This is a genomic window from Kitasatospora sp. NPDC001539, assembly GCF_040298565.1.
GTDB lineage: Bacteria > Actinomycetota > Actinomycetes > Streptomycetales > Streptomycetaceae > Kitasatospora.
The window spans coordinates 1-24498 of the sequence record NZ_JBEPAK010000063.1 but is presented as its reverse complement, the minus strand read 5'-3'; the positions used below and the strand labels follow the sequence as shown (position 1 = coordinate 24498).

Here is a 24498-nt window from a genome sequence, read left to right as displayed (position 1 = left end):
TCACACCACCGCCGCCACCGGTGGCAGCCCCACCTGGAGGGGCTGCTCCCGGACCTGCTCGTATCCCTGTCCGCGTCCCTGCTCGTATCCCTGCTCGTGTCCCTGCTCGTGGACCTCCTCCTGGAGCCCCGGGACCTGCGTCCGGGCCTGCTCCCGGACCGGGCGCACCGCGCCGTCCTCGTCCGGCAGCCAGAGCCGGGCCGAGCGGCCGCGCACCGCCGAGCCCCGCCCCTCGGCCACCACCTCGACCTGCCGCCCGGCGAGCCGGCCGTAGCCGTCGCCCAGCCCGAACCAGCGCCCGGACCGCACCCCCAACCTCAGGACCGCTCCCGGCCACGGCCCGGCCACCAGCAGCACGCAGCCGCTGCGCCGCAGCACCGCGGCCAGCCGGGTGGCCAGCTTCGGCGGCACCGGGCCGTCCGGGCGCAGCATGATCAGTTCCACCGCGCCGGCCAGGACCGACACCACCTCGGGCCAGTGCGGTCCCGGGTCGTCCGCGACCAGCAGGCGCCGCAGGTCCAGCCCGTACCCCTCGGCAGCGGCCAGCCCGAGGTCCGGCAGCCCGACCGCCGCGGCCCAGCCGCCCCCGGTCTCCCGCACCCCGGCGGCCAGCGCCAGCAGCAGCCCGGCGTCCCCGCCCGCCACCGACACCGCCGTCCCCCGCCGCAGTCCGCCGTCCGGCAGCACCTCCCGCAGGGCGGGCACCACCGGCACCAGCCCGCGCACCGCCGCCTGACCGTCCTCGGGGGCGCCGGCCGACACGACCGACCGGAGGGCGGGCGTCACCTGCCGCGCCCGTTCCTCCGGCGCTGCCGGCTTCTCCGCCTCCCCCGGCTTCCCCGCACCACCGGGCCTCCCCCGCCCCTCGGGTCGCCCCGGCTCCCGGGCCGGGGCAGCCGGGAGCGCCACCGGTCGGAGCGCGGGACGTCCGAGCTGCTCAGCGGCGGATTCGAAAACAGATTCGAAAACGGACACAACCCCAGGATCGAACATCCGTTCGCAAAGATTCAAGTCCGCCACACCCGCCTCATTCGTCACTCTCCGTGCTGGTCACGGTGGGTGCCCGGCCGCCGGCGGACCACGGCCGGGATCGCGCCGCCCTGCCTCGGCCGCTGTTCGAGGCGGCGGTGGACCGCCTCCGCCTTCCCAGCGGGCCGCGGCCGCCGGGGTGTTGACGCGTCCTCCGGGCTGAGCCCGATCGAGGCGGAGCGCCGGAGGACGGCTCCGGTGACCCGGTCGGCGTTCGAACGGGCCCGGCCCCAGCAGCCGGCGAAGGGCCGCCACGAGGGGCGTCCCGGGTTCGTTCGAACAGGTGGGGCGCCGAGGAGGAGAGGAGGAGAGGCGGGAAACACCCCGGCGACCGCGTCGGCCGCCGCACGCTCCAGCGGCCGCCCGCCGGGCCGACCGGGCCGACCGGGCCGACCGGGCCGACCGGGCCGACCGGGCCGCAGCCGCATCGAACAGCCCGTGCCGTCCCGCCACCACCCCCCGCGTCACGGGCCGAATTCGGTGGACAGTTCCCCTGCGGTCGACAGACTGATCCCATGAGTGAGACGAGCGGTACGAGCGGCATACGCGCGGCGGACGACAAGAACGACCTCCGGATCTACCTCCAGGACGCCCGCGACGCCCTGCTGTGGAAACTCGAGGGCCTCTCCGAGTACGACCTGCGGCGCCCGCTCACTCCGACCGGGACCAACCTGCTGGGGCTGGTCAAGCACGTCACCGGCGCCGAGGCGCTGTACTTCGGCGAGACCTTCGGGCGGCCCTTCCCCGAGCCGGCCCCGCTGTGGTTCGTCGGCACCACCGAACCCAACGGCGACCTGTGGGCCCGGGCGGACGAGGCCACCGAGGAGATCATCGGGCGCTACCGTCGGGCCTGGGCGCACTCGGACGCCACCGTCGAAGCGCTGCCGCTGGACGCGGTGGGCCGGATACCGGTCGGTGACCGCCCCGAGCAGACCCTGCACCGGGTGCTCGTCCACATGATCGCCGAGACCCACCGGCACGTCGGCCACGCCGACCTGGTCCGCGAACTCATCGACGGCGCCACCGGCCAGCGCCCGGACGGCGCCAACACCGCCCCGGGCGACGAGGACTGGTGGCAGGCCCACCACGACCGTGTGGAGCGGGCCGCCCGGGAAGCCGGCGGTCTCGCCTGACCCGCGGGCGGCGGTGCCGGAGGGATTTGCCGCGGTGCCAGGAACGCGGTGCCAGGAAGGTGACGGGTTCGGCCGGCGGAAGGCGGTGTCACGGCGGAGGCCGGGACGGGCGGCGCTCCCGGCAGGTCGGCGGCACTCCCGGCAGGTAGGACGGCGGCGCGGACGGACCGGAGCGCCGGGCGCCGGGGCTGTCGGGTGGGCCCGCTAGGGTCTGGTGCGTCAGGGGGGCAGAACCGTGGAGGGTGGGGGACGTGGGATGTGCACGGGTGACCGAGGTACCCGGCGGGGTGCTGCATGAGGGCAGCCGGGAGTTCCTGATGCGGGAGGGGCTGCCGGCGGCCGGGGCGTTCCTGGACTTCGGGGCGCTCGGCGGCGGGTCGTTGAGGCCGTTCCCCGGCGGGTCGGAGCGACTGTTCGTCCTCGGGGAGACGGACTACTGCACCCCCTTCGCCGCGGTCGGCGACCTGGTGCTGCTGGACGGGACCACCGGTGAGGTGCTCCTCGGCGACGGCGGGCCGCGACGCGATCCACTGGCCTCCGACCTGGCGTCGCTGGCCGCCCTGGTCCGGGAGGTCGACGCGGTGGGCGAAGCCGCCCGGCGGCCCGAGGCCCTGGGCGGGCGGCGCGGACCGGCGGTGGTGGCCGAGGTGATGGCGGCCGCCGAGCGGCGGATGCGGGACATCGACCCCGGGCTGTTCGGAAGGAGCGCCACCCCCGCCCACTGGCGGACGGCACTGCTGGTGCGGGCGCTGGGCTGGGGTGCGCTGCCGGGTGGACCGGACGGCCCCGCGTACGAGATCGGCGCGGAGCTGGTGGCCGAGCTCGCGGCGCTCACGGACGAGGATGGCGGGGCGGGCCGGGTGCACCGGTTCCGGCCGGAGGGGCTGCCCGCCGCCCTGGTGCACGAGCCGACCCGGCGGCTGCTGACCGAGGTCGGACTGCCGCTGGGCGGCGCCGTGTTCGGAGGGTGCGAGGAACCGCTCGTCACCATGGCGGAGGCGTACCCCGAGTACTTCGACGGCGAGGAGGAGCGGCCGTACCAGCGGGACTACCTCGCCCTCGGGGACTGGCCGACCGACCTCACGATCGCCCTGGACGGCACCACCGGCCGGCTCGAACTGCCGGACTGGTACGACGACGGCCAGCCCGAGGCGTATCTGAACCGCGACCTGTCCGCCCTGCTGTACGCCCTGTGGACGTACGAGCGGCTGCGCACCGAGTGGGAGCGCTGGGAGCACGGCCGGATCCGGGAGGTCTGGGCGGTGTTCGACCCGCAGTCCCTGCTGAGCAGTGTGGTGGACCGGCTGGTGGAGGCCGTCGACCCGGAGGCCTTCGCCTCGCCGGGCCGGTCGTGGCGGCTGCTCGCCGAGGACGGGCACATGGGCGGCCTGCTGGGGTGAACCGGGGCGGGCCGGGGCGGGGCACGGCGCGGGTGAGGCGTCCGATCACCTGGTCGTGACCGCATGATCGTGTGATCATGTCGGGCGTGACCGCCTGATCACCGTCCCGGGCGCGGCCGAGGCCGCGCCGCGTCCGACGGGGACCGGGACGGGGACGGGCACGGCGACAGGGCCGGGGCCGGGGACGGGGGAGACATGGACGTACGGGGTACCAGCGGCGCCGCGACGGGGAGCAGCTACCTGGCCTTCGCCGAGCGGGAGGCGCGCGGCAACTCGGCGGTGTACCAGGAGCTGGCCGAACGCGTCGCGGGGGACGCCGGGTTGCTCGGGCTGCTGGCGGAACTGCCGCCCGCGAAACGGCAGCCGAACCTCCTGTTCGGTGCGGTGCGGCACCTGGGCGGGCCGGTGGCGGAGGGCTGGCCGGCCTTCCGCGACTGGGTGGCGGCGCACTGGGAGCAGGTCTCGGCGACGATGCGGGAGCGGCTCACCCAGACCAACGAGGCGGGTCGCTGCGCCACCCTGCTGCCGTTGCTGGCCTCGCTACCGCAGCCGCTCGCGCTGATCGAGGTGGGCGCCTCGGCCGGACTGTGCCTGTACCCGGACCGGTACCGCTACCGGTACGTGTCCGGGGGCGGATCCGGCGGTGTGGTCGCGGAGTTCGGCGCCGAGGGCAGCCCGGTGACGCTGGAGTGCACGGTGGACGGGCCGGTGCCGATGATGGAGTCCTTGCGGGATCGGCTGCCCAGGGTGGTGTGGCGGGCCGGGATCGACCTCAACCCGCTGGACGTCCGGGCCGAGGAGGACGTGCGCTGGCTGGAGTCGCTGGTCTGGCCGGAGCAGACCCACCGGCTGGAGCGGCTGCGCGGGGCCGTCCGGATCGCCCGGGCCGAGCCGCCGCTGCTGGTGCGCGGGGACCTCAACGCGACCGTACGGGACCTGGTGGCGCAGGTGCCGGCCGGGGCGACGCCCGTGGTGTTCCACAGCGCGGTGCTCGCCTACGCGTCGCCGGAGGCGCGGGCGGGGTTCGCCACGACCGTGCGCGGGCTGCCCGGGCACTGGATCTCCAACGAAGCGCTCAGCGTGCTGCCGACCGTGGCGGAGCGCCTCCCCGACCAGGCTCCGGCCCGGTCCGGGTTGTTCGCGCTCGCGCTGGACGAGCGGCCGGTGGCGTACACCGGGCCGCACGGGCAGTCGCTGGACTGGTTCGCGGGTGCGTGACTCCGACGTCGAGGACTTGAAGCTGCCGCAGCGGCAGCTCCTACCGTCGTGACCGGGGCCGGAGGAACCGGCCCCGGTCCACGCGACGTGGGAGAGGAGTCGGCCATGGCCTGGCCCATCGCAGAAGTCGCCCGGATGTCCGGGGTGACCGCCCGGACGCTGCGGCACTACGACGAGATCGGTCTGCTGCCGCCGGCCCGGATCGGCTCCAACGGCCACCGCTACTACGAGGAACGGCAGTTGCTGCAGTTGCAGCAGATCCTCGTGCTGCGGGCGCTGGGCGTGGGGCTGACCGAGATCGCCCGGATCCTCGGCGACCAGGTGGACGAACTGGAGGCCCTGCGGGGCCACCACCGCCGGCTGCTCACCGAACGCGACCGGATCGACTCCCTGGCCGCCACCGTCTCCCGCACGATCGCCGACCTGGAACGCTCCCGGAAGGACGGCACAGCCATGACCGACATCAACCGCCCCGAGAACCTCTTCGAGGGCATCCAGCCCGCCGACGTCGACGCCAGCCTGCGCGACTTCCCCGAGCACGCCGAGGCGACCCGACGGGTGACCGCCGCGATGACCCCGGCCGAGATCGAGGCCGGGCAGCGCGAGCGGACCGCGCGGATGGTCCGCCTGGCGGAGCTGATGACCAGCGGCCACCCGGCCGACTCCGAGCCCGTGCAGCACATGATCGAGGAGGAGTACCGGCTGCTGAACGGGATCCGGACCGTCCCGGTGGAGGAGTACCTCGCGATCGCCCGCTCCTGCACGGAGAACGAGAGCTGGAGCGCCGCGTACGAGGCCATCGCTCCGGGGCTGGCCGCCTACCAGCGCGCCGCCATGGAGGCGTACGCGGCGGCACGGCTCTCCTGAGCCCGGGCGGCGGGGCCGGGGGGGCCCGAGGTGCCGTTGCCCCGGGGCGGGGCCCGAGGTGCCGTTGCCCCGGGCCCCGGCTGCCCGGGCCCGGGCCATGACCAGGGGTCGGCGCGGTCGGCAACCCTCCGGAAGGGAGAGGCCATCACCGCACCGACCCGGACTTGAGCAGCCACGGACAAGTGGTGGGCGGCCCTCCGCCATGGGGGGCTCGCCCGGCGGGGACGGGGTCATCTAGGCTGGTGGCGTGCTCATCCTTGTTCGCCGCCGCCACGTGGACCTGCTCCGCGTGACGACCATGTCCTGTCGACGCTCCGGCTGAACCTCGCGCCACCACCCTCAACGGCGGCCCCGAACGGCCGCCACCACCTCCCGGCTCCCGGAGCTCCCCGCCGCACGAGGCGCGACTCCGGCCACCTCCCGGTCGACCACCGGGACCCGTCCGGGACGAGACCCAGCGGATGTCACACATGACGCAGCAGCACACGCCCATATCCGGAACCGGCTCCACCCAGGCGCTCGCCGACGCCCTCCCGGTGATCGACCTCTCGCTCGCCGACGGCAGTCCGCAGGACCGCCGACGCCTGCACGACGAGCTGCGCGACGCGGCCACCGGCGTCGGCTTCTTCCAGCTCGTCGGCCACGGCGTCACCCAGGAGGAGACGACCGCGCTCACCACCGCGATGCGCGCCTTCTTCGCCCTCCCCGAGGCCGACCGGCTCGCCGTGAGCAACCTCAACTCCCCGCACTACCGCGGCTACACCCGCACCGGCGACGAGCGCACCGGCGGCAGCCAGGACTGGCGCGACCAGCTCGACATCGGCGCCGAGCTGCCGCCGCACGTACCCGGCGCCGGCGAGCCCCCGTACTGGTGGCTGGAGGGCCCCAACCAGTGGCCGGCCGCCCTCCCCGAGCTGCGCACCGCCGCCCTCGGCTGGATCGACCACCTGGGCGAGGTCGGCCGCCGCCTGCTGCACGAACTCCTCATCTCCATCGGCGCCCGCCCCGACTTCTACGACGAGGCCTTCGCGGGCCACCCCCACCTGCGCCTCAAGCTGGTCCGCTACCCCGGCACCGCTCCGGACGGCGCCGGCCAGGGCGTCGGCGCCCACAAGGACTACGGCTTCATCACCCTGCTGCTGCAGGACACCGTCGGCGGCCTCCAGGTCGAACGCCAGGACGGCAGCTTCCTCGACGTCCCCCCGCTCGACGGCGCCTTCGTGGTCAACCTCGGTGAGCTCCTGGAAGTCGCCACGGACGGGTATCTCAAGGCGACCAGCCACCGCGTGGTCAGCCCGCCCGGTGCCCGCGAACGCTTCTCCGTGCCGTTCTTCTACAACCCCCGGCTCGACGCCCACATCGAGCCGCTCGACTTCCCCCTGGCCCACCACGCCCCCGGCGCCACCGAGGACCCGGCCAACCCGCTGTACGCCGACTTCGGCATGAACGAATGGAAGGGCTACACCCGGGCCCACCCCGAAGTCACCCGCCGGCACCACGCCGCGCTGGTCTGACCGCCCCCCGGAACGCCGGGCCTCCCGGCGGCCCTTCCAACGACGCCCCTGTCCGCCACCCGCCGCACCCGGCGGCGGGCAGGGGCGTCGGCCGTTCCTGCCCCGAGGCCTTGCCCCACGGCCGGCCACCGGCAAGGCCCGGGGCGACGAGTGAGCCCGGGCCGGGCCGGAGGGGCGGGCCCGGCCGTGGCCGCCCGTTCAGGACGGAGCCGGCACCCACAGCACCCCGGCGCGCGGTGGACCGGCAGAGCGGCCACTGTCACACTGCTGCTGTCACAGCAGGAGTGTGCCAGCGCGGGAGGAAGTCGATGGGGGAGCAGGGCGCCGTTGCGGGGGAGGTGCGGCTGACGGTGGACGAGTTGGCGGCGCGGGCCGGGGTGACGGTGCGGACGGTCCGGTTCTACGGGACGAAGGGCTTGTTGCCGCCGCCCGAGTTGGGGCCTCGGCGGGTGGGGCTGTACGGGGCGGCGCACCTGGACCGGCTGGGCCTGATCGAGGAGTTGCAGCGGCAGGGACTGACCCTGGCCGCGATCGAGCGGTACCTGGCGCGGTTGCCGGAGCACAGCACGCCGCTGGAGCTGGCGATCCACCGGGCGCTGGTGGCGTCCTGGACGCCGGAGGCCCCGGAGGAGGCCACCAGGGCGCAGCTGGAGCGGCGGGCCGGGCGGGGGCTGTCCGAGGACCAGGTGGAACGGCTGGTCGCGATGGGGGCGCTGGAGCGGACGGCGGATCCGGAGGTGTTCCGGGTGGATCCCGGTCTGCTGCCGCTCGGGGTGCGGATCGTGGACGTGCCGATCCCCCTGGAGACCCTCCTGGCCGCCCGGGAGGTGGTGCTGGAGCACAGCCGGGCGACGGCCCGGGAGTTGCAGCGGCTGTTCCGGGAGACGGTGTGGAAGCCGTACCGGGAGAGCGGGCCGGCTCCCGAGGAGCTGGCCCGGATGAAGGCACTGACCGACCACATCCAGCCGATGGTGGCCCAGGCGCTGGTCACGGCCTTCCAGCGGTCGCTGCGGGAGGAGTTGGGCGAGGAGCTGCGGGAGGATCGGGACGGGGAGCCCGGCGGGGAGCCCTATGGGGAGCCAGGCGACCAGCCGGGCGGGAGACCCGGCGACCAGCCGGGTGGGAGACCGGGCGACCAGCCGGGCGGGAGACCCGGCGACCGGCCGGGTGGGAGACCGGGCGAGGAGCACGGCGACCGCCGCCCCGGCGACCCGGCTGGGGCCGCGTGCACCGCGTGCACCACGGCCCCACCCGGTTCCGCCTGAGCCAGGAGCCGGCCGGATCAGTCGGTGAAGGTCCGCCCCTCCGCCGCGATCCGCTCCAGCAGCGCCGGCGGCGCGAACCGCTCGCCGTACGCGGCGGCGAGCTCGCGGGCGCGGGCCGTGAAGCCGGCCGGGCCGCCCGGGTAGCCGTTGATGTACTGGAAGACACCGCCCGTCCAGGCCGGGAAGCCGATGCCGAGGATCGAGCCCACGTTGGCGTCGGCGACCGAGGTCAGCACGCCCTCCTCCAGGCAGCGCACGGAGTCCAGCGCCTCGCTGAAGAGCATCCGCTCCTTGAGGTCCTCGAACGGGACCTCGGTGACGTCGACGTCCGGGCGGGAGAAGTGCTCCAGCAGCCCGGGCCAGAGCCGCCCGCGCCTGCCGTCCTCGCCGTACTCGTAGAAGCCCGCGCCGCCGCTGCGCCCGGGGCGGCCGAACTCGTCGACCATCCGGTCCACCACCGCGTCCGCCGGGTGGGGCTCCCAGCTGCCGCCGGCGGCCTCGACCGAGCGCCGGTACTCGTCGCGGATCTTGCGCGGCAGGGTGAGGGTCAGCTCGTCCATCAGGGAGAGCACCTTGGCGGGGTAGCCGGCCTGGGCGGCGGCCTGCTCGATGCTGGCCGGGTGGATGCCCTCGCCGACCATGGCGACGCCCTCGTTGAGGAACTGGCCGATCACCCGCGAGGTGAAGAAGCCGCGCGAGTCGTTGACCACGATCGGGGTCTTGTCGATCTGCCGGACCAGGTCGAAGGCGCGGGCGAGCGCCTCGTCGCCGGTCTGCGGGCCGCGGATGATCTCGACCAGCCGCATCTTGTCGACCGGCGAGAAGAAGTGCAGGCCGATGAAGTCGGCGGTGCGCCGGACGCCCTCGGCGAGCAGGCCGATCGGCAGGGTGGAGGTGTTGGAGCAGAGCAGCGCGTCGGGGGCGACGACGCCCTCGACCTCCTCGAACACCTTGTGCTTGAGCTCGGTGTTCTCGAAGACGGCCTCGATCACGGCGTCGCAGCCGGCCAGGTCGGCGGCCTCGGCGGTGGGGGTGATCCGGGCGAGCAGGGCGTCACGCTTCGCCTCGGTGGAGCGGCCGCGCGCGACGGCCTTGTTCAACAGCCCCTCGGAGTAGGCCTTTCCGCGCTCGGCGGCCTCCAGGCTCACGTCCTTGAGCACGACCTCGATGCCGGCCTTGGCGCAGGCGTAGGCGATGCCGGCGCCCATCATGCCGGCGCCGAGGACGGCGACCTTGCGGACGAGCCGCTTCTCGACGTCCTTGGGGCGGCCGGCACCGGAGTTGACCGCCTGCATGTCGAAGAACAGGCCCTGGATCATGTTCTTGCTGGTCTGCCCGCAGGCAAGCTCGGTGAAGTAGCGGGCCTCGATCGCCATCGCGGTGTCGACGTCGACCTGGCTGCTCTCCACCGCGGCGGCCAGCACGTTGCGCGGGGCCGGGTAGGGCGCGCCGTTCAGCTGCTTGCGCAGGTTGGCCGGGAAGGCGGGCAGGTTGGCGGCGAAGGCGGGGGTGGCCGGGGTGCCGCCGGGGATCTTGTAGCCCTTGACGTCCCAGGGCTGGACGGCCGTCGGGTTGGCCTCGATCCAGGCCCTGGCACGGTCGGCCAACTCCTCCGGGGTGTCGACCAGTTCGTGCACCAGACCGTGCTCCAGCGCCTGCGCCGGGCGGTACTGGCGGCCCTGCAGCAGGAACTTGAGCAGGGCGTCGGTGATGCCGAACAGCCGCACCGTGCGGACCACCCCGCCGCCGCCCGGCAGCAGGCCGAGGGTGACCTCGGGCAGGCCGATCCGGCTGGCCGGGGTGTCCAGCGCGATCCGGTGGTGGCAGGCGAGGGCGATCTCCAGGCCGCCGCCGAGCGCACTGCCGTTGACGGCGGCGACGACGGGCTTGCCGAGGGTCTCCAGGGTGCGCAGCGAGCGCTTGATCCGCATGGACTTCTCGAAGACGGCCTCCGCGTCCTCGGGGCGGGCGGCGGAGAGCATCCGCAGGTCTCCCCCGGCGAAGAAGGTCTTCTTGCCGGAGGTGATCACCACGCCGCGCAGCGCGTCCCCGAGCCCGGCCAACCGCCCGACGACGGTCTCGAGGTCGGCGGCGAACGCCTCGTTCATGGTGTTGACGGACTGGGTGGGGTCGTCGAGGACGAGGGTGACCACGCCGTCCCCGTCCTGCTCCCAGCGGATGGTGGTGGTGTCGCTCATCAGGTTCTCCAGGTCTACCGGTCAACCGGTCTGCGGTCCGCAGGTCCGCAGGTCCGCAGGTCCGCAGGTCCGAGATCCTGCCGGTCTGCCGGTCTGCGGGTCTGCGGGTCTGCTGGTCTGCGGGTCTGCGGTGGCGGGGTGGTCAGACGCGCTCGACGACGGTGGCGATGCCCATGCCGCCGCCGACGCAGAGGGTGATCAGGCCGTAGCGCAGGTCGCGCCGCTCCAGTTCGTCGATCACGGTGCCGAGCAGCATCGCGCCGGTGGCGCCGAGCGGGTGGCCGAGGGCGATCGCGCCGCCGTTGACGTTCACCTGGTCGTGGCGGAAGCCGAGTTCGCGGATGAAGCGGAGCGCGACGGCCGCGAAGGCCTCGTTGATCTCGACCAGGTCGATGTCGGCGGCGGTGAGGCCCGCCTTGGCGAGCGCCTTGCGGGTGGCCGGCGCGGGACCGGTGAGCATGATGGTGGGTTCGGAGCCGGAGACGGCGGCGGAGACGATCCGGGCGCGCGGGCGCAGCCCGTACCGCTCGCCGACCTCCCGGTTGCCGATGGCGACGAGCGCGGCGCCGTCCACGATGCCGGAGGAGTTGCCCGCGTGGTGGACGTGGTCGATGGCCTCCACCCAGTGGTACTTCTGCAGGGCGACGGCGTCGAAGCCGCCGGCCTCGCCGATCTGGGCGAAGGACGGCTTGAGGCCGGCCAGGGTCTCGACGGTGGTGCCGGGGCGGATGAACTCGTCGCGTTCCAGTACCACCAGCCCGTTGCGGTCGCGCACCGGCACCACCGAGCGGTCGAACAGGCCGTCCGCCTGGGCCTTGGCGGCGCGGGCCTGGGACTCGGCGGCGAAGGCGTCCACGTCGGTGCGGGAGAAGCCCTCGATGGTGGCGATGAGGTCGGCGCCGATGCCCTGGGGTGCGAAGTTCGTCTCGTAGGCGGTCATCGGGTCGGCGAACCAGGCGCCGCCGTCGGAGGCCATCCTGACCCGGGACATCGACTCCACGCCGCCGGCCAGGATCAGGTCCTCCCAGCCCGAACGGACCTTGGCGGCGGCCAGGTTGACGGCTTCCAGGCCGGAGGCGCAGAAGCGGTTCTCCTGGACGCCGGCGACGGTGTCGGGCAGGCCGGCCGCGATGGCGGCGATCCGGGCGATGTCGGAGCCCTGGTCGCCGATCGGGCTGACCACGCCGAGCACGATGTCGTCGATCGCGGCCGGGTCCAACTCCGGGTAGCGGCTGCGCAGTTCGTGGATGAGTCCGACGACGAGGTCGATCGGCTTGGTGCCGTGCAACGAGCCGGTGGCCTTGCCGCGGCCGCGCGGGGTGCGGATCGCGTCGTAGACGTACGCTTCGGTGGTCACGATGGAAGTGCCTTTCGGGGCTGGGGGTTCCTGAGGGGTGCCGGTGCTCAGCCGAGGATGGAGCGGCCGACGATCTCCTTCATGATCTCGGTGGTGCCGCCGTAGATGGTCTGGATGCGGCCGTCGGTGAACGCCCGGGCGACCGGGAACTCGCTCATGTAGCCGTAGCCGCCGTGGAGCTGGAGGCAGCGGTCGGCCGTGCGCTTCTGCAGTTCGGTGGCCCACCACTTGGCCATCGAGGCGTCGGCCGGGGTGAGCGCGTACCGGTTGTGCTCGGTGATGCAGCGGTCGACGAAGGTGCGGGTGATCGCGCACTCGGTGGCCAGTTCGGCGATCTCGAAGCGGACGTGCTGGAGCTTGGCCAGCGGACGGCCGAACGCCTCGCGCTGCTTGACGTACTCGGTGGTGATCTCGACCAGGTGCTCGGCGCCGGCGATCGCCGCCGCGGCGATGGTGAGCCGCTCCTGGGCGAGGTTCTGCATCAGGTGGACGAAACCGCCGTTGAGTTCGCCGAGCAGGTTCTCCTTCGGCACCCGGACGTCCTCGAAGAACAGCTCCGCGGTGTCCTGGGCCTTCTGGCCGATCTTGTCGAGGTTGCGGCCGCGCTCGAAGCCGGGGGTGCCGCGCTCGACGACCAGCAGGCTCAGGCCGTGCGCACCGCCCTCGGGGGTGGTGCGGGCGACCACGATCACCAGGTCGGCGAGGATGCCGTTGGAGATGAAGGTCTTGGCACCGTTGAGCAGGTAGTGGTCGCCCCGGTCGACCGCGTGGGTGCGGATGCCCTGGAGGTCGGAGCCGGTGCCGGGCTCGGTCATCGCGATCGCGGTGATCAGTTCGCCGGTGCAGAAGCCGGGCAGCCAGCGGCGCTTCTGCTCCTCGGTGCCGAGCGAGGTGAGATAGGGGCCGATGATGTCGTTGTGCAGGCCGATCGCCAGCCCGGAGACGCCGGCCCGGGCGAACTCCTCGGCCAGCACGGCGGCGTAGCGGAAGTCCGGGGTGCCGCCACCGCCGTACTCCTCGGGGACGGCCGGGCCGAGCAGGCCCTGGCGCCCGGCCGCGAGCCAGGCGGAGCGGTCGACGATGCCGGCCTTCTCCCAGCGGTCGTAGTGCGGCAGCACCTCCTTGGCGAGGAAGGCCTTGACGGTGGCCCGGAAGTCCTCGTGCTGCTCGGTGAAGATCTCGCGCTGCAACGCTACGCTCCTTGGTCTGCGGCGGAGTCGGGGGCCGACATGGTCATGGCCGGCGGGTCGAGGGACGGCACGCCCCAGTCGCGGGCCACCTCGGCGGTGTCCGCGCCCGGGCGGGCCGGCGGCCGGCGCAGCGCGCCGGGGGTCGCGGAGAACCGCGGGGCCGGGGCGGGCTGGGTGACGCCGTCCGCCTCGACGTAGGTGCCGCGCGCCGCCAGGTGCCCGTCCGCAGCAGCCTGGCGCATCGTCAGCACCGGCTCGACACAGGCGTCGGAGCCGGCGAAGACGGCCTCCCACTCCGCCCTGGTCCGGGTGGCGAAGCGGTCGGCGATCCGGGCGCGCAGTTCGGGCCAGCGGGCGAGCTCGTACTGCCCGGGCGCGTCCGGGCCCAGTTCCAGCAGACGGGTGAACTCGGCGTAGAACCGGGGCTCCAGCGCGCCGACCGCGAGGTGCCCGCCGTCGGCCGCCCGGTAGACCGCGTAGAACGGCGCGCCGCCGTCCAGCAGGTTGACGCCCCGACGGTCCTGCCAGTGTCCGGCCGCGAGCAGGCCCCACAGCATGCTGCTCAGGTGCGCCGCGCCGTCCACGATCGCGGCGTCGACCACCTGCCCGGTGCCGGTGGCCCGGGCGTGGTGCAGCCCGGCGAGCAGGCCGACCACCAGGTACAGCGAGCCGCCGGCGTAGTCCCCGAGCAGGTTCGCCGGGATCCCCGGCGGCCCGTCCGCGGCCTCCTCCGCCGCCGGCACGGCCCCGTCGGCAGCCCGCTCCGCCGCCCCGCCCGGCGCCGCGACCATCCCGAGCACCCCGGCCACCGCCGCGTACCCGAGGTCGTGCCCGGCGGTCGCGGCCCGGGGGCCGTCCTGCCCCCAGCCGGTCATCCGCCCGTACACCAGGGCCGGGTTGCGCTCCAGGCACGCCTCCGGCCCCACCCCGAGCCGCTCGGCGACCCCCGGCCGGTAGCCCTCGATCAGCAGGTCCGCCCGCTCCACCAGGTCCAGGACGCGCCGGGGGCCGTCGGGCGCCTTGAGGTCGATCAGCACCGACCGCTTGTTCCGGTTGGTCAGGTCGTACGCCGGATCCGTGCCCAGGGGTGAGGGCTCCGGCCGGTCCACCCGCACCACGTCCGCCCCGAGGTCGCCCAGCAGCATCGCCGCGAACGGCCCGGGCCCGATCCCGGCGAGTTCCACCACCCGCACGCCCGCCAACGGTCCCGGACCGCGGGCACCGCCCGCTGGACTGCCTGTGTCACGCACTGGCCGCAGACCCCTTCAGGGTTTGACAGTAAAGCTGTAACACTCGGGATGATAGGGAAGCGACCGACCGGTAACAAGACCTCCTCCGCCGCTTCCGCCGCCGCTTCCGCCGCCACTTCCGCCACCCGCGGGCCCGGTGGATCCCGAGCGTCCGACGCCGGGAAAAAGGAGTGCGACCGGCCGCTGTCATGGTCTAACCTGCCCTGTACCTATTACATCGGCCGGTGTTCGCCACCCGGAGGACGTGCCATGCCCATCGCCGAGCGGACCGCAGCCGCCCGCACCGTCGTCGCCGTGTCCGAGCGGCTGATCCTGACGAGGCCGCAGCAGGGGGACGCGGCCGCGATGTTCGCCGTCCACGGGGATCCGGAGACGAACCGGTACAACCCGCACGGGCCGCAGCGGGACATCGGGCAGGCGCAGGAGCAGCTGGACGGGTTCACGGCCGACTGGGTCCGGGACGGGGTCGGGTACTGCGCCGTGTCGACGCGGGAGGACCCGGAGGTGATCATCGGGTTCGCCGGGCTGCACCTGTTCGAGCTGGACGGGGAGCGGGCGTTGAACCTCTACTACCGGTTCCGGCCGTCCGCCTGGGGCAAGGGGTACGCGGCGGAGGCGGCACGGGCGGCGATCGCGGAGGCGCTGCCGCGGATCCCCGGAGTCCCGGTGGTCGCGCTCATCCGGCCGGACAACCTGCCCTCGCGGCGGCTCGCGGAACGGCTCGGACTGGTGCCGGACCCCGACGGGCGGGTCGACCAGGAGGAACGGCTGATCCACCGGATGGCCTGAGCCGGGGCCCGGACCCCCGCCGGGGCGAGCGGGATCCCCGCCGCGGAAGCGGGATCCCCGGCAGGGACGGCGGGATCCCCCGCAAGGGGGAACGGGATCCGACGCCGGGCGGAGGCGGCGGCCCGGGAGCCGGGGCGAAGCTGGGCGCATGAGCAACGACGAGGACGCGGTGGGCCCGCAGCGGACCGGACGCGGCGGGCGCGGCCGGATCCGACCGGGCGGCGTGACGGTTCCGACGCGGCACACCCCCTGACGTAGAGTCACTCGGGTGGACACGGGGGGCGGCCGGCGGCGGCCGGTGATGGAGGCGCTGTTCGGGCGACGGGCCCGGCTGCGCTGGGTGCACCTGGTGCTGGGCGGCGCGCTGCTGATGCCGTACTGGCTCCTGTCGGTGGTGCTGCTCGGAGCGCTCGACCCCGGCCAGGGCCACGCGGAACAAGTACTGCTGCAACTGCTCGCGCTGTTGGTCTCGCTGCCGATGGCCGCCGTCACCGCGCTGGTGCCGACCGTCCGGGCGCTGGAAGGCGCGGCCGCGCGGGCGCTGTGCATGGTGGCGCGGCCGGAGGAGCTGGCCGCCGGACCGGGCCGGTCCTGGGGGGCGCGGTGGCGCGCCGCGACCTGGTTCGTGCTGCACCTGTTCTGCGGCGGCGTGGTCGCCGGGATGACGCTCGCCGGGGTGCCGTTCTCGGTGGTGCTGATGACGAGCCTGCGCAGGTCCGACGACCTCACCCGGCACTGGGCGGACCGCTTCCCCGGCTGGGTGCTCGCCGGCCCCGCGCTGGGCCTGGCCGTGCTGCTGCTGATCGTCGGCACCAACGCCGCCTGCGGCGCGCTGCTCGCCCGCTGGGCGCCCGTCCTGCTCGGGCCGACCCCCGAGGAGCGGCTGGCCGCCGCCGAGCGGCGGGCCGCCGTGCTGGCCCAGCGCAACCGGCTGGCCCGCGAACTGCACGACTCGGTCGGGCACGCGCTCAGCGCGGTCGGTATCCAGGCCTCGGCGGCCGCCCGGGTGCTGCGCACCGACCCGGACTTCGCCGCCGAGGCCCTGCGGGCGATCGAGGAGGCCGCACGCGGGGCCGTCGCCGAACTGGACACCGTGCTCGGGCTGCTGCGCGAGGAGGAGGCCGCCGCCGAACCGGCCCGGCCGACACTCGCCGAACTGGACGACCTGCTGCGACAACTCGCCCGCACCGGCGTCACGGTGGACGCCGAGCTGGACCCGGGCCTGGCCGCGCTGCCCGCCGAGGTCTCGCGCGAGGCGTACCGGATCGTGCAAGAGGGCCTGACCAATGTGCTGCGGCACGCCGGGCCGGCCCCGGCCGGACTGCGGGTCGCCCTCGGCACCGCCCGGCTGGAGATCGAGCTGACCAACCCGCTCGGCGCCGCCCGCCCTAGCCGCCCCGGCGGCGGACGCGGGCTGCGCGGAATCGGGGAACGCGCCGCGGCCCTGCGCGGCGGGAGCGCGGCAGGGCCGAGCGAGGACGGAACGACGTGGCGGCTGGCCGTCTGGCTGCCGGTGGGAGGGACATCGTGAACGAGAGCACCGGGGTGAACGAGGGCACCGGGGTGAACGAGGGCACCGGGCACGGCGACATCCGCGTGGTGATCGCCGACGACGAGCGGCTGGTCCGGATGGGCCTGCGGGCGGTGATCGACGCCGAGCCTGACCTCACCGTGGTCGGCGAGGCCTCCGACGGCGCCGAGGTCATCCCGCTGGTGCGCGAACTGCGCCCGGACGTGGTCCTGATGGACGTGCGGATGCCCGGCATCAACGGGATCCGGGCCACCGAGCAGTTGGTCGGCGGGATGGCCGAGCCGCCGAGGATCCTGGTGGTCACCACCTTCGAGCACGACGACCACGTGTACGACGCGCTGCGCGCGGGCGCGGCCGGGTTCCTGCTGAAGCGGGCGCGGGCGGAGGAGATGGTCCAGGCCGTACGGCTGGTCGCGCGCGGGGACTCGCTGCTCTTTCCGGCGGCCGTGCGCCGACTCGCCCTGCGGCACGGCGCGGACGACCGCCGGGAGACCCCCGCGGACCAGGGGCCGATCGGCCGGCTCACCGAGCGGGAGGGGCAGGTGCTGCGGCTGATGGCCACCGGGCTGAACAACGGCGAGATCGCCCGGCAGCTCGTGGTGAGCCAGGAGACGGTGAAGACGCACGTGGGCAGCGTGCTGGCGAAGCTGGGGGCCCGGGACCGCACCCAGGCGGTGATCGCGGCGTACGAGTCGGGCTTCGTGCTGCCCGGCTGAGGCCGCCGGATCGAACGCAGGTTCCCTCCGGCCGGTACCGGCGAGTAGAGTGCGGTCCTCCCCCGCCGTCCCCTTCACTCCCCCGCTGCTCCCCTTCGCCCCCGTGCCGTCCCCCGAACGCCCGCCCGGCGTCCGATACCTCCCGTACCGCCCGAGAACGAACTGGTGGCCCCATGACAGTCCGGACCCGCCCCGCGCTGTGGTGGCGCATGGGCATCGTGCTCTCGGCGGGCCTCGGCCTGTCCCTCGGGACGTCGTCGCTGGTGTACTTCACCGTGCAGAGCAACGTCATCGTGCTCGGCTACTTCATCGGCGCGGTGTACTGGATGATCAAGCGGGACACCGTGGACGCGCCCGCGCCCCGGCTGCGCGGCGCCGCGACGCTGTACATCCTGATCACCGGGCTGGTCTCGCACATCCTGCTCCAGCGCGGCGCCAGCCCGCTGCCCGGCCTGGTCGGCGGCCCGGACCGGCTGGCGCACTGGTCGTCCTTCTTCCTGCACTACGTGACGCCGGTGGCGGTGCTCGCGGACTGGCTGCTGCTCAAGCCGCGCAACGCGGCGGCCTGGCGGGACATCCCGCTCTGGCTGGCCTTCCCGCTCGGCTACGCGGCGATCGTGCTCGCCCGCAACGCGCTGTTCGCCGACTTCCCGACGCCGTACCCGTACTTCTTCTTCGACCCGACCACCGAGGGCTACGGCTACGTCTGGGGCCAGATCGCCCAGCTGACCGTCGAGTTCGTCGTGCTCGCCGCGCTCGTCGTCGGGCTCGACCGGCTGGGCACCCTGGTCGCGGCCAAACTCCGGCCCACGCGCCTGACACGGCTGGACGACGCGGGCGCCTGACCGGGGTGCAGGGGGTGGGCGGCGGCCGGGCCGGATTCCGGTCGGGTCCTCAGATCCGCCAGGCGCGGACCCGGTCGGCCGCCTCGTACACGTCCGCCCGGCCCTCGGCGATGTCCCGGGCCAGCTCGACCAGCGCTCCGTACGGAGCGTCGATGCCCTCTCCGGCCGCGTGCATGTACGCGGCCGTCGTCATGCAGGCGAACAGGTTGTTGCGCACCGGGAGCGGACGCAGCAGCACGATGGTGTGCATCAGGGTGGCCGCGCACCAGGCGGGATCGGCGTCGTGGCCGAGTTGGGCGGTGTTCACCCGGTGACGGGCCACCGCGGCCTGCAGGGCGGAGTAGTCCCGCACGCTGAGGTCGTCCGGAGAGGCCGACTCCTGCACGTCGAGCAGCCAGCGCAGGTCGACGTGCAGCAGCGTCACGCCCTCGCCCCTCACGGCGGCCCGATCTCCATCACGCCCCGGCCTCCCGCGTCCGCCCCGGCCCTCACGCGGCGGGCGCGTCCTCCGGGAACGCGGCGTCGAACTCCGCCCGGTGCGCCTTCCAGAACGCCACCGCGTGGTTCACGAAGACCCGGCGCTGCTGCTCCCGCACGCTCAGGTCGTGGACGTACGCCTTCACCGTCTTGCCGTCCGCGGCGGCGGCCTCGCGGATCGCGGCGAGCTCGTGCTCCGTGTACTCGATGTTGAGCGCAGGCATGTCGCCGATGGTACTGCAGCGCACCGGAGTTGGAGGAGCCACCGACGCGTTTCCCCCCGTCGTCCGGTGGCCCCCGCCGGCCGACGGCCGCCGCCGGCGGTCGTTCCCGGGGCGCCCGCCCGTCCGGCGGCGGGCCGGAGAGACACAGGGGGAGGGGAAGCGGGCGCGGCTGAGGACGCGGGTACGGCGCGTCGGACGGCACCCGGCCGGCGCAGCCGGGCGTAGCGTCGAGGGCGCGGTGGCGGAGGGGTTCCGCGGGGGAGACCGGGGATTCGGCGGAGGCCGGGAATGACGTACGAGCCCAGGAGGACGACGCGCCCAGGGGCCGGCAGGTCGGCGGCCGCGGCGCTGGCCCTGGCGGTGACGGTCGCAGTGGCCACCACGGCCGGGCCGGCGACGGCGGTCGCCACGGCCGGACCGGTGACCGCGGCCTCCACGACCGCGGCCTCCACGACCGCGGCCTCCACGACCGCGGCCACGGCGCCGGAAGGGGTGTGGCGGACGGACGGCTACGGCACGGTGATGACCGTCGCCGGGGGCCGGCTGACCACCTACGACATCACCGCCCACAGCTGCGTGCCCGGATGGTTCACCGCGACGCAGGCCGGCCCGCCCGAGCCGGAGGGCACCACCCGCTACGTCCAGGGCACCGACGCACTGACGCTCACGCCGCGCGGCCCGAACCGCGCGCTCGAACGGGAGGAGGGCGACGTCGGCACCAAGACGCTCGTGCGGCTCGACGCCCTGCCGCCGTTGTGCACCCGCCCGGCGCCGAACGACCCGCTCGCCGTCTTCGACCGGTTCTGGGAGACGTTCGAGGAGAACTACCCCTTCTTCGCGGCCAAGGGCATCGACTGGCACGCCGACCGGGACGAGCAGCGGCGCAGGATCACCCCGGCGACGACGGTGGAACAGCTCCAGGACGTCTTCACCGACATGCTCCGGCCGCTGAGCGACGCGCACACCGGGCTGCTCCGGTCGGTCGACGGACAGCTGCGGCCGGTGTTCGGCGGCCGGCGGCCCGGCACGACGCAGCGCACCAAGGAGCTGACCGAGCGGGCCCGTCAGGCATCCGCCGCCCAACTCACCGGCCCGGAGCAGCTCTTCGCCGACGGGAAGCTCGGCGTGGGCCGACTCCCGGACGGCCTCGGCTTCCTGCGGGTGAGCAGCTTCGACGCCTACACCGACGGCGACTACCGCAGCCAGGTCGCCGAACTGGACCGGGCGTTGGACGCCCTGTCGGCCGGGCCCGGCCGCCTCCGCGGCCTGGTCGTCGACGTACGGCTGAACGGCGGCGGTTCCGACGCGCTCGGGCTGCACATCGCCGCCCGGCTCACCGACCGCCCGTACCTCGCCTACCGGAAGACGGCGCGCGACGACCCGGCAGACCCGACGAAGTTCACCCGCCCCGAGCCGATCCCGGTACGGCCCTCGGCCTCCCCGCCCTTCACCGGACCGGTCGCGGTGCTCACCTCCTCGATCTCGGCCAGCGCGGCGGAGACCTTCACCCAGGCCCTGATGGGGCGCTGCCCGCTCGTGACCAGGATCGGCGAGAACACCCAGGGCGTCTTCTCCGACGTGCTGCTCAAGCCCGTCTCATCCGATCTGCTGGTCGTCCTGCCGAACGAGAAGTACCTCACCCGCAACGGCGGCACCTTCGACGGTGCGGGCATCCCGCCGGACGTCCGCACTGCCGTGTTCACCCCCGACGAGCTGGCCGGGCTCAGGGACTCGGCCCTGAGCACGGCCCGCCGCGTGCTCACCGAGGACGCGCGGAGCGGCCGGGGCAGCCAGGGCTGCCCGGGCAGCGGGAGGCGGCGCCGGTGAGCACCCGGCGGCCGGTACCGCCGCTCCCGCCCCGGTGAGGACCCGGCGGCCGGTACCGCCGCTCCCGCCCCAGAGCCCCGCGACCCGCTCCCCCGTCACATCGGGTCCACCGCCCTCAGCTCGCCGTCCAGCTCCAGCCACCTCGTCAGCCCGAGGCCGCGCAGGAACGGCAGGTCGTGGCTGACCACGATCAGCGCGCCCTGGTAGGCGGCCAGCGCCTGGGTGAGCTGGCGGACGCTGGCGAGGTCCAGGTTGTTGGTCGGCTCGTCCAGCAGCAGCAGCTGCGGTGGCGGGTCGGCCAGCAGCAGGGCGGCCAGTGTCGCCCGGAACCGCTCGCCGCCGGACAGGGTGCCGGCCGGCTGATCGGCCCGGGCGCCGCGGAACAGGAAGCGGGCCAGCCGGGCACGGACCGCGTTGTCCCCGGCCGCGGGGGCGAACAGCTTGACGTTCTCCGCGACGGTCAGCTCGTCGTCCAGCAGGTCGAGCCGCTGCGGCAGGTGGCGCAACGACACCGGCGCGGTGATCTGGCCCTCCACCGGGGAGAGTTCACCCGCGATGGTGCGCAGCAGGGTGCTCTTGCCGGAGCCGTTGCGGCCGACGAGGGCGATCCGCTCGGGGCCGCGCAGGTCGAGGTCGGCGGTGGCACCGCAGGACAGCCGGACCTTCTGCAGGGTGAGCACGGTGCGCCCGGCCGGCACGGCGGTGCGCGGCAGGTCGATCCGGATCTCCGCGTCGTCGCGCACGGCCTCCTCGGCGACGGCGAGCCGCTGCCTGGCCTCCTCCAGCCGCTCGGTGTGCATGCCGGCCACCCGGCCCGCCGTCTCCTGGCCCTTGCGCTTGAGCATTCCGGCGAAGATGTGCGGGTCGTTGCGGGTGACCGAGCGCTTCTTGCCGTAGGCGGCGCTGCGCTCCAGCTTGGAGCGGGCCTCGACCAGGTCCCGTTTCTGGCGCTGGACGTCGGCCTCGGCGTTGCGCAGCAGCCGCTCGGCCGTCTCCTGCTGGGCGGCGAGGGTGCGCTCGTACTCGGTGAAGTTGCCGCCGAACCACGTCACCTCGCCGTCCCGCAGGTCGGCGATCTGGTCGACGTGCTCGAGCAGTTCGCGGTCATGGCTGACGATCACCATGACGCCGGACCAGCCGGCCACCGCGTCGTAGAGCCGCTCGCGGGCGGCCCGGTCGAGGTTGTTGGTCGGCTCGTCGAGCAGCAGGACGTCCGGCCGGCGCAGCAGCAGGGCGGCGAGCCGCAGCAGCACCGCCTCACCGCCGGAGAGTTCTCCGGTGGTGCGGTCGAGGCCCAGCCGGTGCAGGCCGAGCCGGTCGAGGGTGGCGCGGGCGCGCTCCTCGACGTCCCAGTCGTCGCCGACGGCGTCGAAGTGCCGCTGGTCGGTGTCGCCGGACTCGATGGCGTGCAGGGCCTCCCGGGTGGCCCGGATGCCCAGCGCTTCGTCGACCCGCAGACCGGTGTCGAGCGTCAGGCCCTGGGGCAGGTAGCCGAGTTCGCCCGCGATCCGGACGGTGCCACCGCTCGGGGTGAGCTCGCCGGCGATCAGCCGCAGCAGGGTGGACTTGCCGGCGCCGTTGAGCCCGATCAGTCCGGTGCGGCCGGGGCCGACGGCGAGGTCGAAGCCGTCGAGGACGGGTTTGCCGTCGGGCCACTCGAAGCTGAGGTCGGTGCACAGGACGGCAGTGGTGGGTTGTGCCATGTAGGGCCTCCCGGATGGTTGCTGAAAGGGGTGATGAGCAACACGGGAGGACACCGCGGGTGCGGAACCGGTACGGCATGGAAGGGAGGCGCAGCAAGCAGCAAGGCGCCACGGGGCCGTGACTGAGGTCGCACACTCTCACACCGCGCGGCGATGAATCCGACCTGCGCGGCGGGCGGTGTCCCGGGACCTCAGTAGAGCAACGGCCTTCTCCTTGTCTGGCTGACGACGAGCTCCACGCTAGGAAATCCGGAGGGGGCCCGCAACCGAATTTCCGGCACCCCGCCCGGCACCGCTCGCCCCGGCGGCCGGTCGACCGCCCGCTCCGGTCCCGGCTCACCCGGCTCCGGCCCCGGCTCACCCGGCTCCGGTCCCGCGACGGGGACCAGGTGCCGATCCGGTGCCGATCCCGTGACAGCTCCGTACCAGCCGGGGGCGGATGTAAGGACTTCCTTATCCGCATGGCAGACTCCTCACCTGCCATGCCTGCGACCTCCGGGGGCGCACCCCTGGGAGCGGGCCGCATGGCGGTAGTCAACTGGGGGATTTGAACTCATGTCATCGATATCCCGGCCGAGCCGTGCCGTCCTGGGCGCCTCCGTCGCCGCGCTGACCATGGTGGTCGCCACCGGCTGCGGGCCGGACAACGCCGATCCGGTCGGCGCCGGAACCACGGCTCCCACCGTCGCAGCGAGCGCCTCCGGCAAGCCGGGCGCGGCCCCGATCAAGCTTCCGACGCTCGAAGAGCTGAAGACCTGGAAGCTCGAGGACTGGGACAAGTGGGCCCAGGCCAACGTCGTCACCCCGGCGACCAAGGGCTACTGGACGCTGCAGAAGCTGCTGAACGCCAAGCCGAAGCCGCTGCCGCAGGCCCCGGGCCAGGGCCAGACGCAGGCTCCGACCCAGGCACCGGCCCAGCCCACCGCGGCACCGACCGGTGCGGCCCCGGCCCAGCCCACCGCCGCCCAGCCGCCGACCGCGCCGGACCAGCCGCCCGCCGTGGTCCCCGCGAAGCCCGTGGCCCACCCGTTCCCGAAGAACATGCACGTCAACGGCAAGATCTTCTTCAAGGACGGCAACGAGGACTACGTCTGCTCCGGCACCGTCGTCTCCGACCCGGCCAACCCGGGCAAGAGCAACCTGGTGTGGACCGCGAGCCACTGCCTGCACGGCGGCAAGGGCAACAAGTACTACACGGACATCACCTTCGCCCCGGCCTTCAACAGCAACGGCGTGCTGAGCAACGGCAACAAGCAGAAGTCCAAGCTGGAGGACGCGGAGCCCTACGGCGAGTGGGGCGCGACCTCCGGCATGGTCTCGCCGCAGTGGACGGCCGAGGCCGATCCGGAGCGCGGCGGCCCGTGGAGCCAGTACGACTTCGGCATCATCAAGGTCGCCAACCCGGACCCGAAGGGCAAGTCGCTGGAGGAGACCGTCGGCGGCTCGGTGCCGCTGTGGTTCAACGCCCCGCGCGACCAGCTGGCCTCCGTCGCCAACTACGGCTTCCCGGAGGGCAAGCCGTTCGACGGTGTCGAGCTGGAGCACTGCGACGGCGGCAAGCCCGCCGCCAAGACCGGTGACCCGAGCCGCCCGGCGATGCTGGTGATCGGCTGCAACATGACCGGCGGCAGCAGCGGCGGCGGCTGGTACGCCACCAAGGACGGCAAGCCGGCCCTGGTCAGCGACACCTCGATCGGCAACGGCGCCAACACCTACGAGGCCGGCCCGTACCTGGAGGACGTCGCGGCGCACATGTTCGACTACTTCTCCAAGAAGGCCAAGTGACCGGTCGGTCCGCCGAGGCCCGGTGACCGGTACCGCCACGAAGGGCCCCGGCACCGCCACGGCGGCCGGGTGACCGGCACCTCCGCCGAGGCCGCCTGACCGGCCCACCTGGTGAGCCCGAACGGCACCCCGCGCGGGGTCAACCTGGTCGACGCGGCCGGCCGCCGGTTCTCCTTCTTC

At 74.1% G+C, this 24498-nt stretch carries 19 protein-coding genes and 1 pseudogene; 12 read left to right on the top strand and 8 right to left on the bottom strand.

All coding sequences use genetic code 11. The features are described 5' to 3' along the window. Positions 1 to 786 carry a DnaE2-dependent mutagenesis accessory factor ImuA' gene (gene imuA', locus ABT247_RS13120; protein WP_350742027.1) on the bottom strand — a complete coding sequence of 262 codons (786 nt, stop codon included), beginning with the start codon at positions 784 to 786 and terminating at the stop codon, positions 1 to 3. 758 nt (positions 787 to 1544) lie between these two features. On the opposite strand from imuA', the gene ABT247_RS13115 reads away from it, so the two are divergent. The 6 genes and pseudogenes from ABT247_RS13115 to ABT247_RS13090 form a co-directional block, all read left to right on the top strand. After that, the gene (locus ABT247_RS13115; protein ID WP_350742025.1) at positions 1545 to 2162 is read left to right on the top strand and encodes a DinB family protein; all 618 of its coding nucleotides are present in this window, start codon (positions 1545 to 1547) and stop codon (positions 2160 to 2162) included. A 266-nt stretch (positions 2163 to 2428) separates the two neighbouring features. After that, the gene (locus ABT247_RS13110) at positions 2429 to 3562 is read left to right on the top strand and encodes an SUKH-4 family immunity protein (RefSeq protein ID WP_350742023.1); all 1134 of its coding nucleotides are present in this window, start codon (positions 2429 to 2431) and stop codon (positions 3560 to 3562) included. 195 nt (positions 3563 to 3757) lie between these two features. After that, the gene (locus tag ABT247_RS13105) at positions 3758 to 4780 is read left to right on the top strand and encodes a DUF2332 domain-containing protein (RefSeq protein ID WP_350742021.1); all 1023 of its coding nucleotides are present in this window, start codon (positions 3758 to 3760) and stop codon (positions 4778 to 4780) included. Between the two features lie 105 nt (positions 4781 to 4885). After that, entirely contained in the window at positions 4886 to 5647 is a 762-nt protein-coding gene (locus tag ABT247_RS13100; RefSeq protein WP_350742019.1) for a MerR family transcriptional regulator, read from the top strand. A gap of 470 nt (positions 5648 to 6117) precedes the next feature. Beyond that, positions 6118 to 7161 (top strand): isopenicillin N synthase family dioxygenase, encoded by a 1044-nt coding sequence (locus ABT247_RS13095; protein WP_350742017.1) that lies wholly within the window; start codon positions 6118 to 6120, stop codon positions 7159 to 7161. 308 nt (positions 7162 to 7469) lie between these two features. Continuing rightward, positions 7470 to 8228, top strand: a pseudogene (locus ABT247_RS13090) (MerR family transcriptional regulator); the annotation flags it as partial. A gap of 215 nt (positions 8229 to 8443) precedes the next feature. On the opposite strand, the gene ABT247_RS13085 reads toward ABT247_RS13090, so the two are convergent. The 4 genes from ABT247_RS13085 to ABT247_RS13070 form a co-directional block, all read right to left on the bottom strand. Next, positions 8444 to 10624 carry a 3-hydroxyacyl-CoA dehydrogenase NAD-binding domain-containing protein gene (locus tag ABT247_RS13085; protein WP_350742013.1) on the bottom strand — a complete coding sequence of 727 codons (2181 nt, stop codon included), beginning with the start codon at positions 10622 to 10624 and terminating at the stop codon, positions 8444 to 8446. 142 nt (positions 10625 to 10766) lie between these two features. Further along, the gene (locus ABT247_RS13080; RefSeq protein ID WP_350742011.1) at positions 10767 to 11981 is read right to left on the bottom strand and encodes an acetyl-CoA C-acetyltransferase; all 1215 of its coding nucleotides are present in this window, start codon (positions 11979 to 11981) and stop codon (positions 10767 to 10769) included. Positions 11982 to 12028: 47 nt separating this feature from the next. Next, complete coding sequence (locus tag ABT247_RS13075; protein ID WP_350742009.1) at positions 12029 to 13171, bottom strand: acyl-CoA dehydrogenase family protein; 1143 nt, start codon at positions 13169 to 13171, stop codon at positions 12029 to 12031. A gap of 2 nt (positions 13172 to 13173) precedes the next feature. Further along, positions 13174 to 14364 carry a CaiB/BaiF CoA transferase family protein gene (locus tag ABT247_RS13070; RefSeq protein ID WP_350742006.1) on the bottom strand — a complete coding sequence of 397 codons (1191 nt, stop codon included), beginning with the start codon at positions 14362 to 14364 and terminating at the stop codon, positions 13174 to 13176. A gap of 306 nt (positions 14365 to 14670) precedes the next feature. Between ABT247_RS13070 and ABT247_RS13065 the strand changes: the two genes are divergently transcribed. From ABT247_RS13065 to ABT247_RS13050, 4 genes are all read left to right on the top strand, one after another. Further along, complete coding sequence (locus ABT247_RS13065; protein WP_350742004.1) at positions 14671 to 15210, top strand: GNAT family N-acetyltransferase; 540 nt, start codon at positions 14671 to 14673, stop codon at positions 15208 to 15210. Positions 15211 to 15478: 268 nt separating this feature from the next. Beyond that, the gene (locus tag ABT247_RS13060; RefSeq protein WP_350742002.1) at positions 15479 to 16741 is read left to right on the top strand and encodes a histidine kinase; all 1263 of its coding nucleotides are present in this window, start codon (positions 15479 to 15481) and stop codon (positions 16739 to 16741) included. A gap of 14 nt (positions 16742 to 16755) precedes the next feature. Continuing rightward, the gene (locus tag ABT247_RS13055; protein ID WP_502892442.1) at positions 16756 to 17457 is read left to right on the top strand and encodes a response regulator; all 702 of its coding nucleotides are present in this window, start codon (positions 16756 to 16758) and stop codon (positions 17455 to 17457) included. Between the two features lie 173 nt (positions 17458 to 17630). Further along, a complete protein-coding gene (locus ABT247_RS13050) occupies positions 17631 to 18302 on the top strand; it encodes a Pr6Pr family membrane protein (RefSeq protein ID WP_350742000.1) in 672 nt (223 codons plus the stop codon). A gap of 49 nt (positions 18303 to 18351) precedes the next feature. Here the strand turns inward: ABT247_RS13050 and ABT247_RS13045 are convergent, their stop codons facing one another. Beyond that, complete coding sequence (locus ABT247_RS13045; protein ID WP_350741998.1) at positions 18352 to 18726, bottom strand: toxin Doc; 375 nt, start codon at positions 18724 to 18726, stop codon at positions 18352 to 18354. 64 nt (positions 18727 to 18790) lie between these two features. Continuing rightward, positions 18791 to 19003, bottom strand: coding sequence for a hypothetical protein (locus tag ABT247_RS13040; RefSeq protein WP_350741996.1), 213 nt, complete (start codon positions 19001 to 19003; stop codon positions 18791 to 18793). A 288-nt stretch (positions 19004 to 19291) separates the two neighbouring features. On the opposite strand from ABT247_RS13040, the gene ABT247_RS13035 reads away from it, so the two are divergent. After that, entirely contained in the window at positions 19292 to 20830 is a 1539-nt protein-coding gene (locus tag ABT247_RS13035; RefSeq protein WP_350741994.1) for a S41 family peptidase, read from the top strand. Between the two features lie 95 nt (positions 20831 to 20925). On the opposite strand, the gene ABT247_RS13030 is transcribed toward ABT247_RS13035, so the two are convergent. Then, on the bottom strand, positions 20926 to 22533 hold the full coding sequence (locus ABT247_RS13030) for an ABC-F family ATP-binding cassette domain-containing protein (protein WP_350741992.1): 1608 nt from the start codon (positions 22531 to 22533) through the stop codon (positions 20926 to 20928). A 555-nt stretch (positions 22534 to 23088) separates the two neighbouring features. On the opposite strand from ABT247_RS13030, the gene ABT247_RS13025 reads away from it, so the two are divergent. Further along, complete coding sequence (locus ABT247_RS13025) at positions 23089 to 24318, top strand: trypsin-like serine peptidase (RefSeq protein WP_350741989.1); 1230 nt, start codon at positions 23089 to 23091, stop codon at positions 24316 to 24318. Positions 24319 to 24498: the final 180 nt, after the last annotated feature.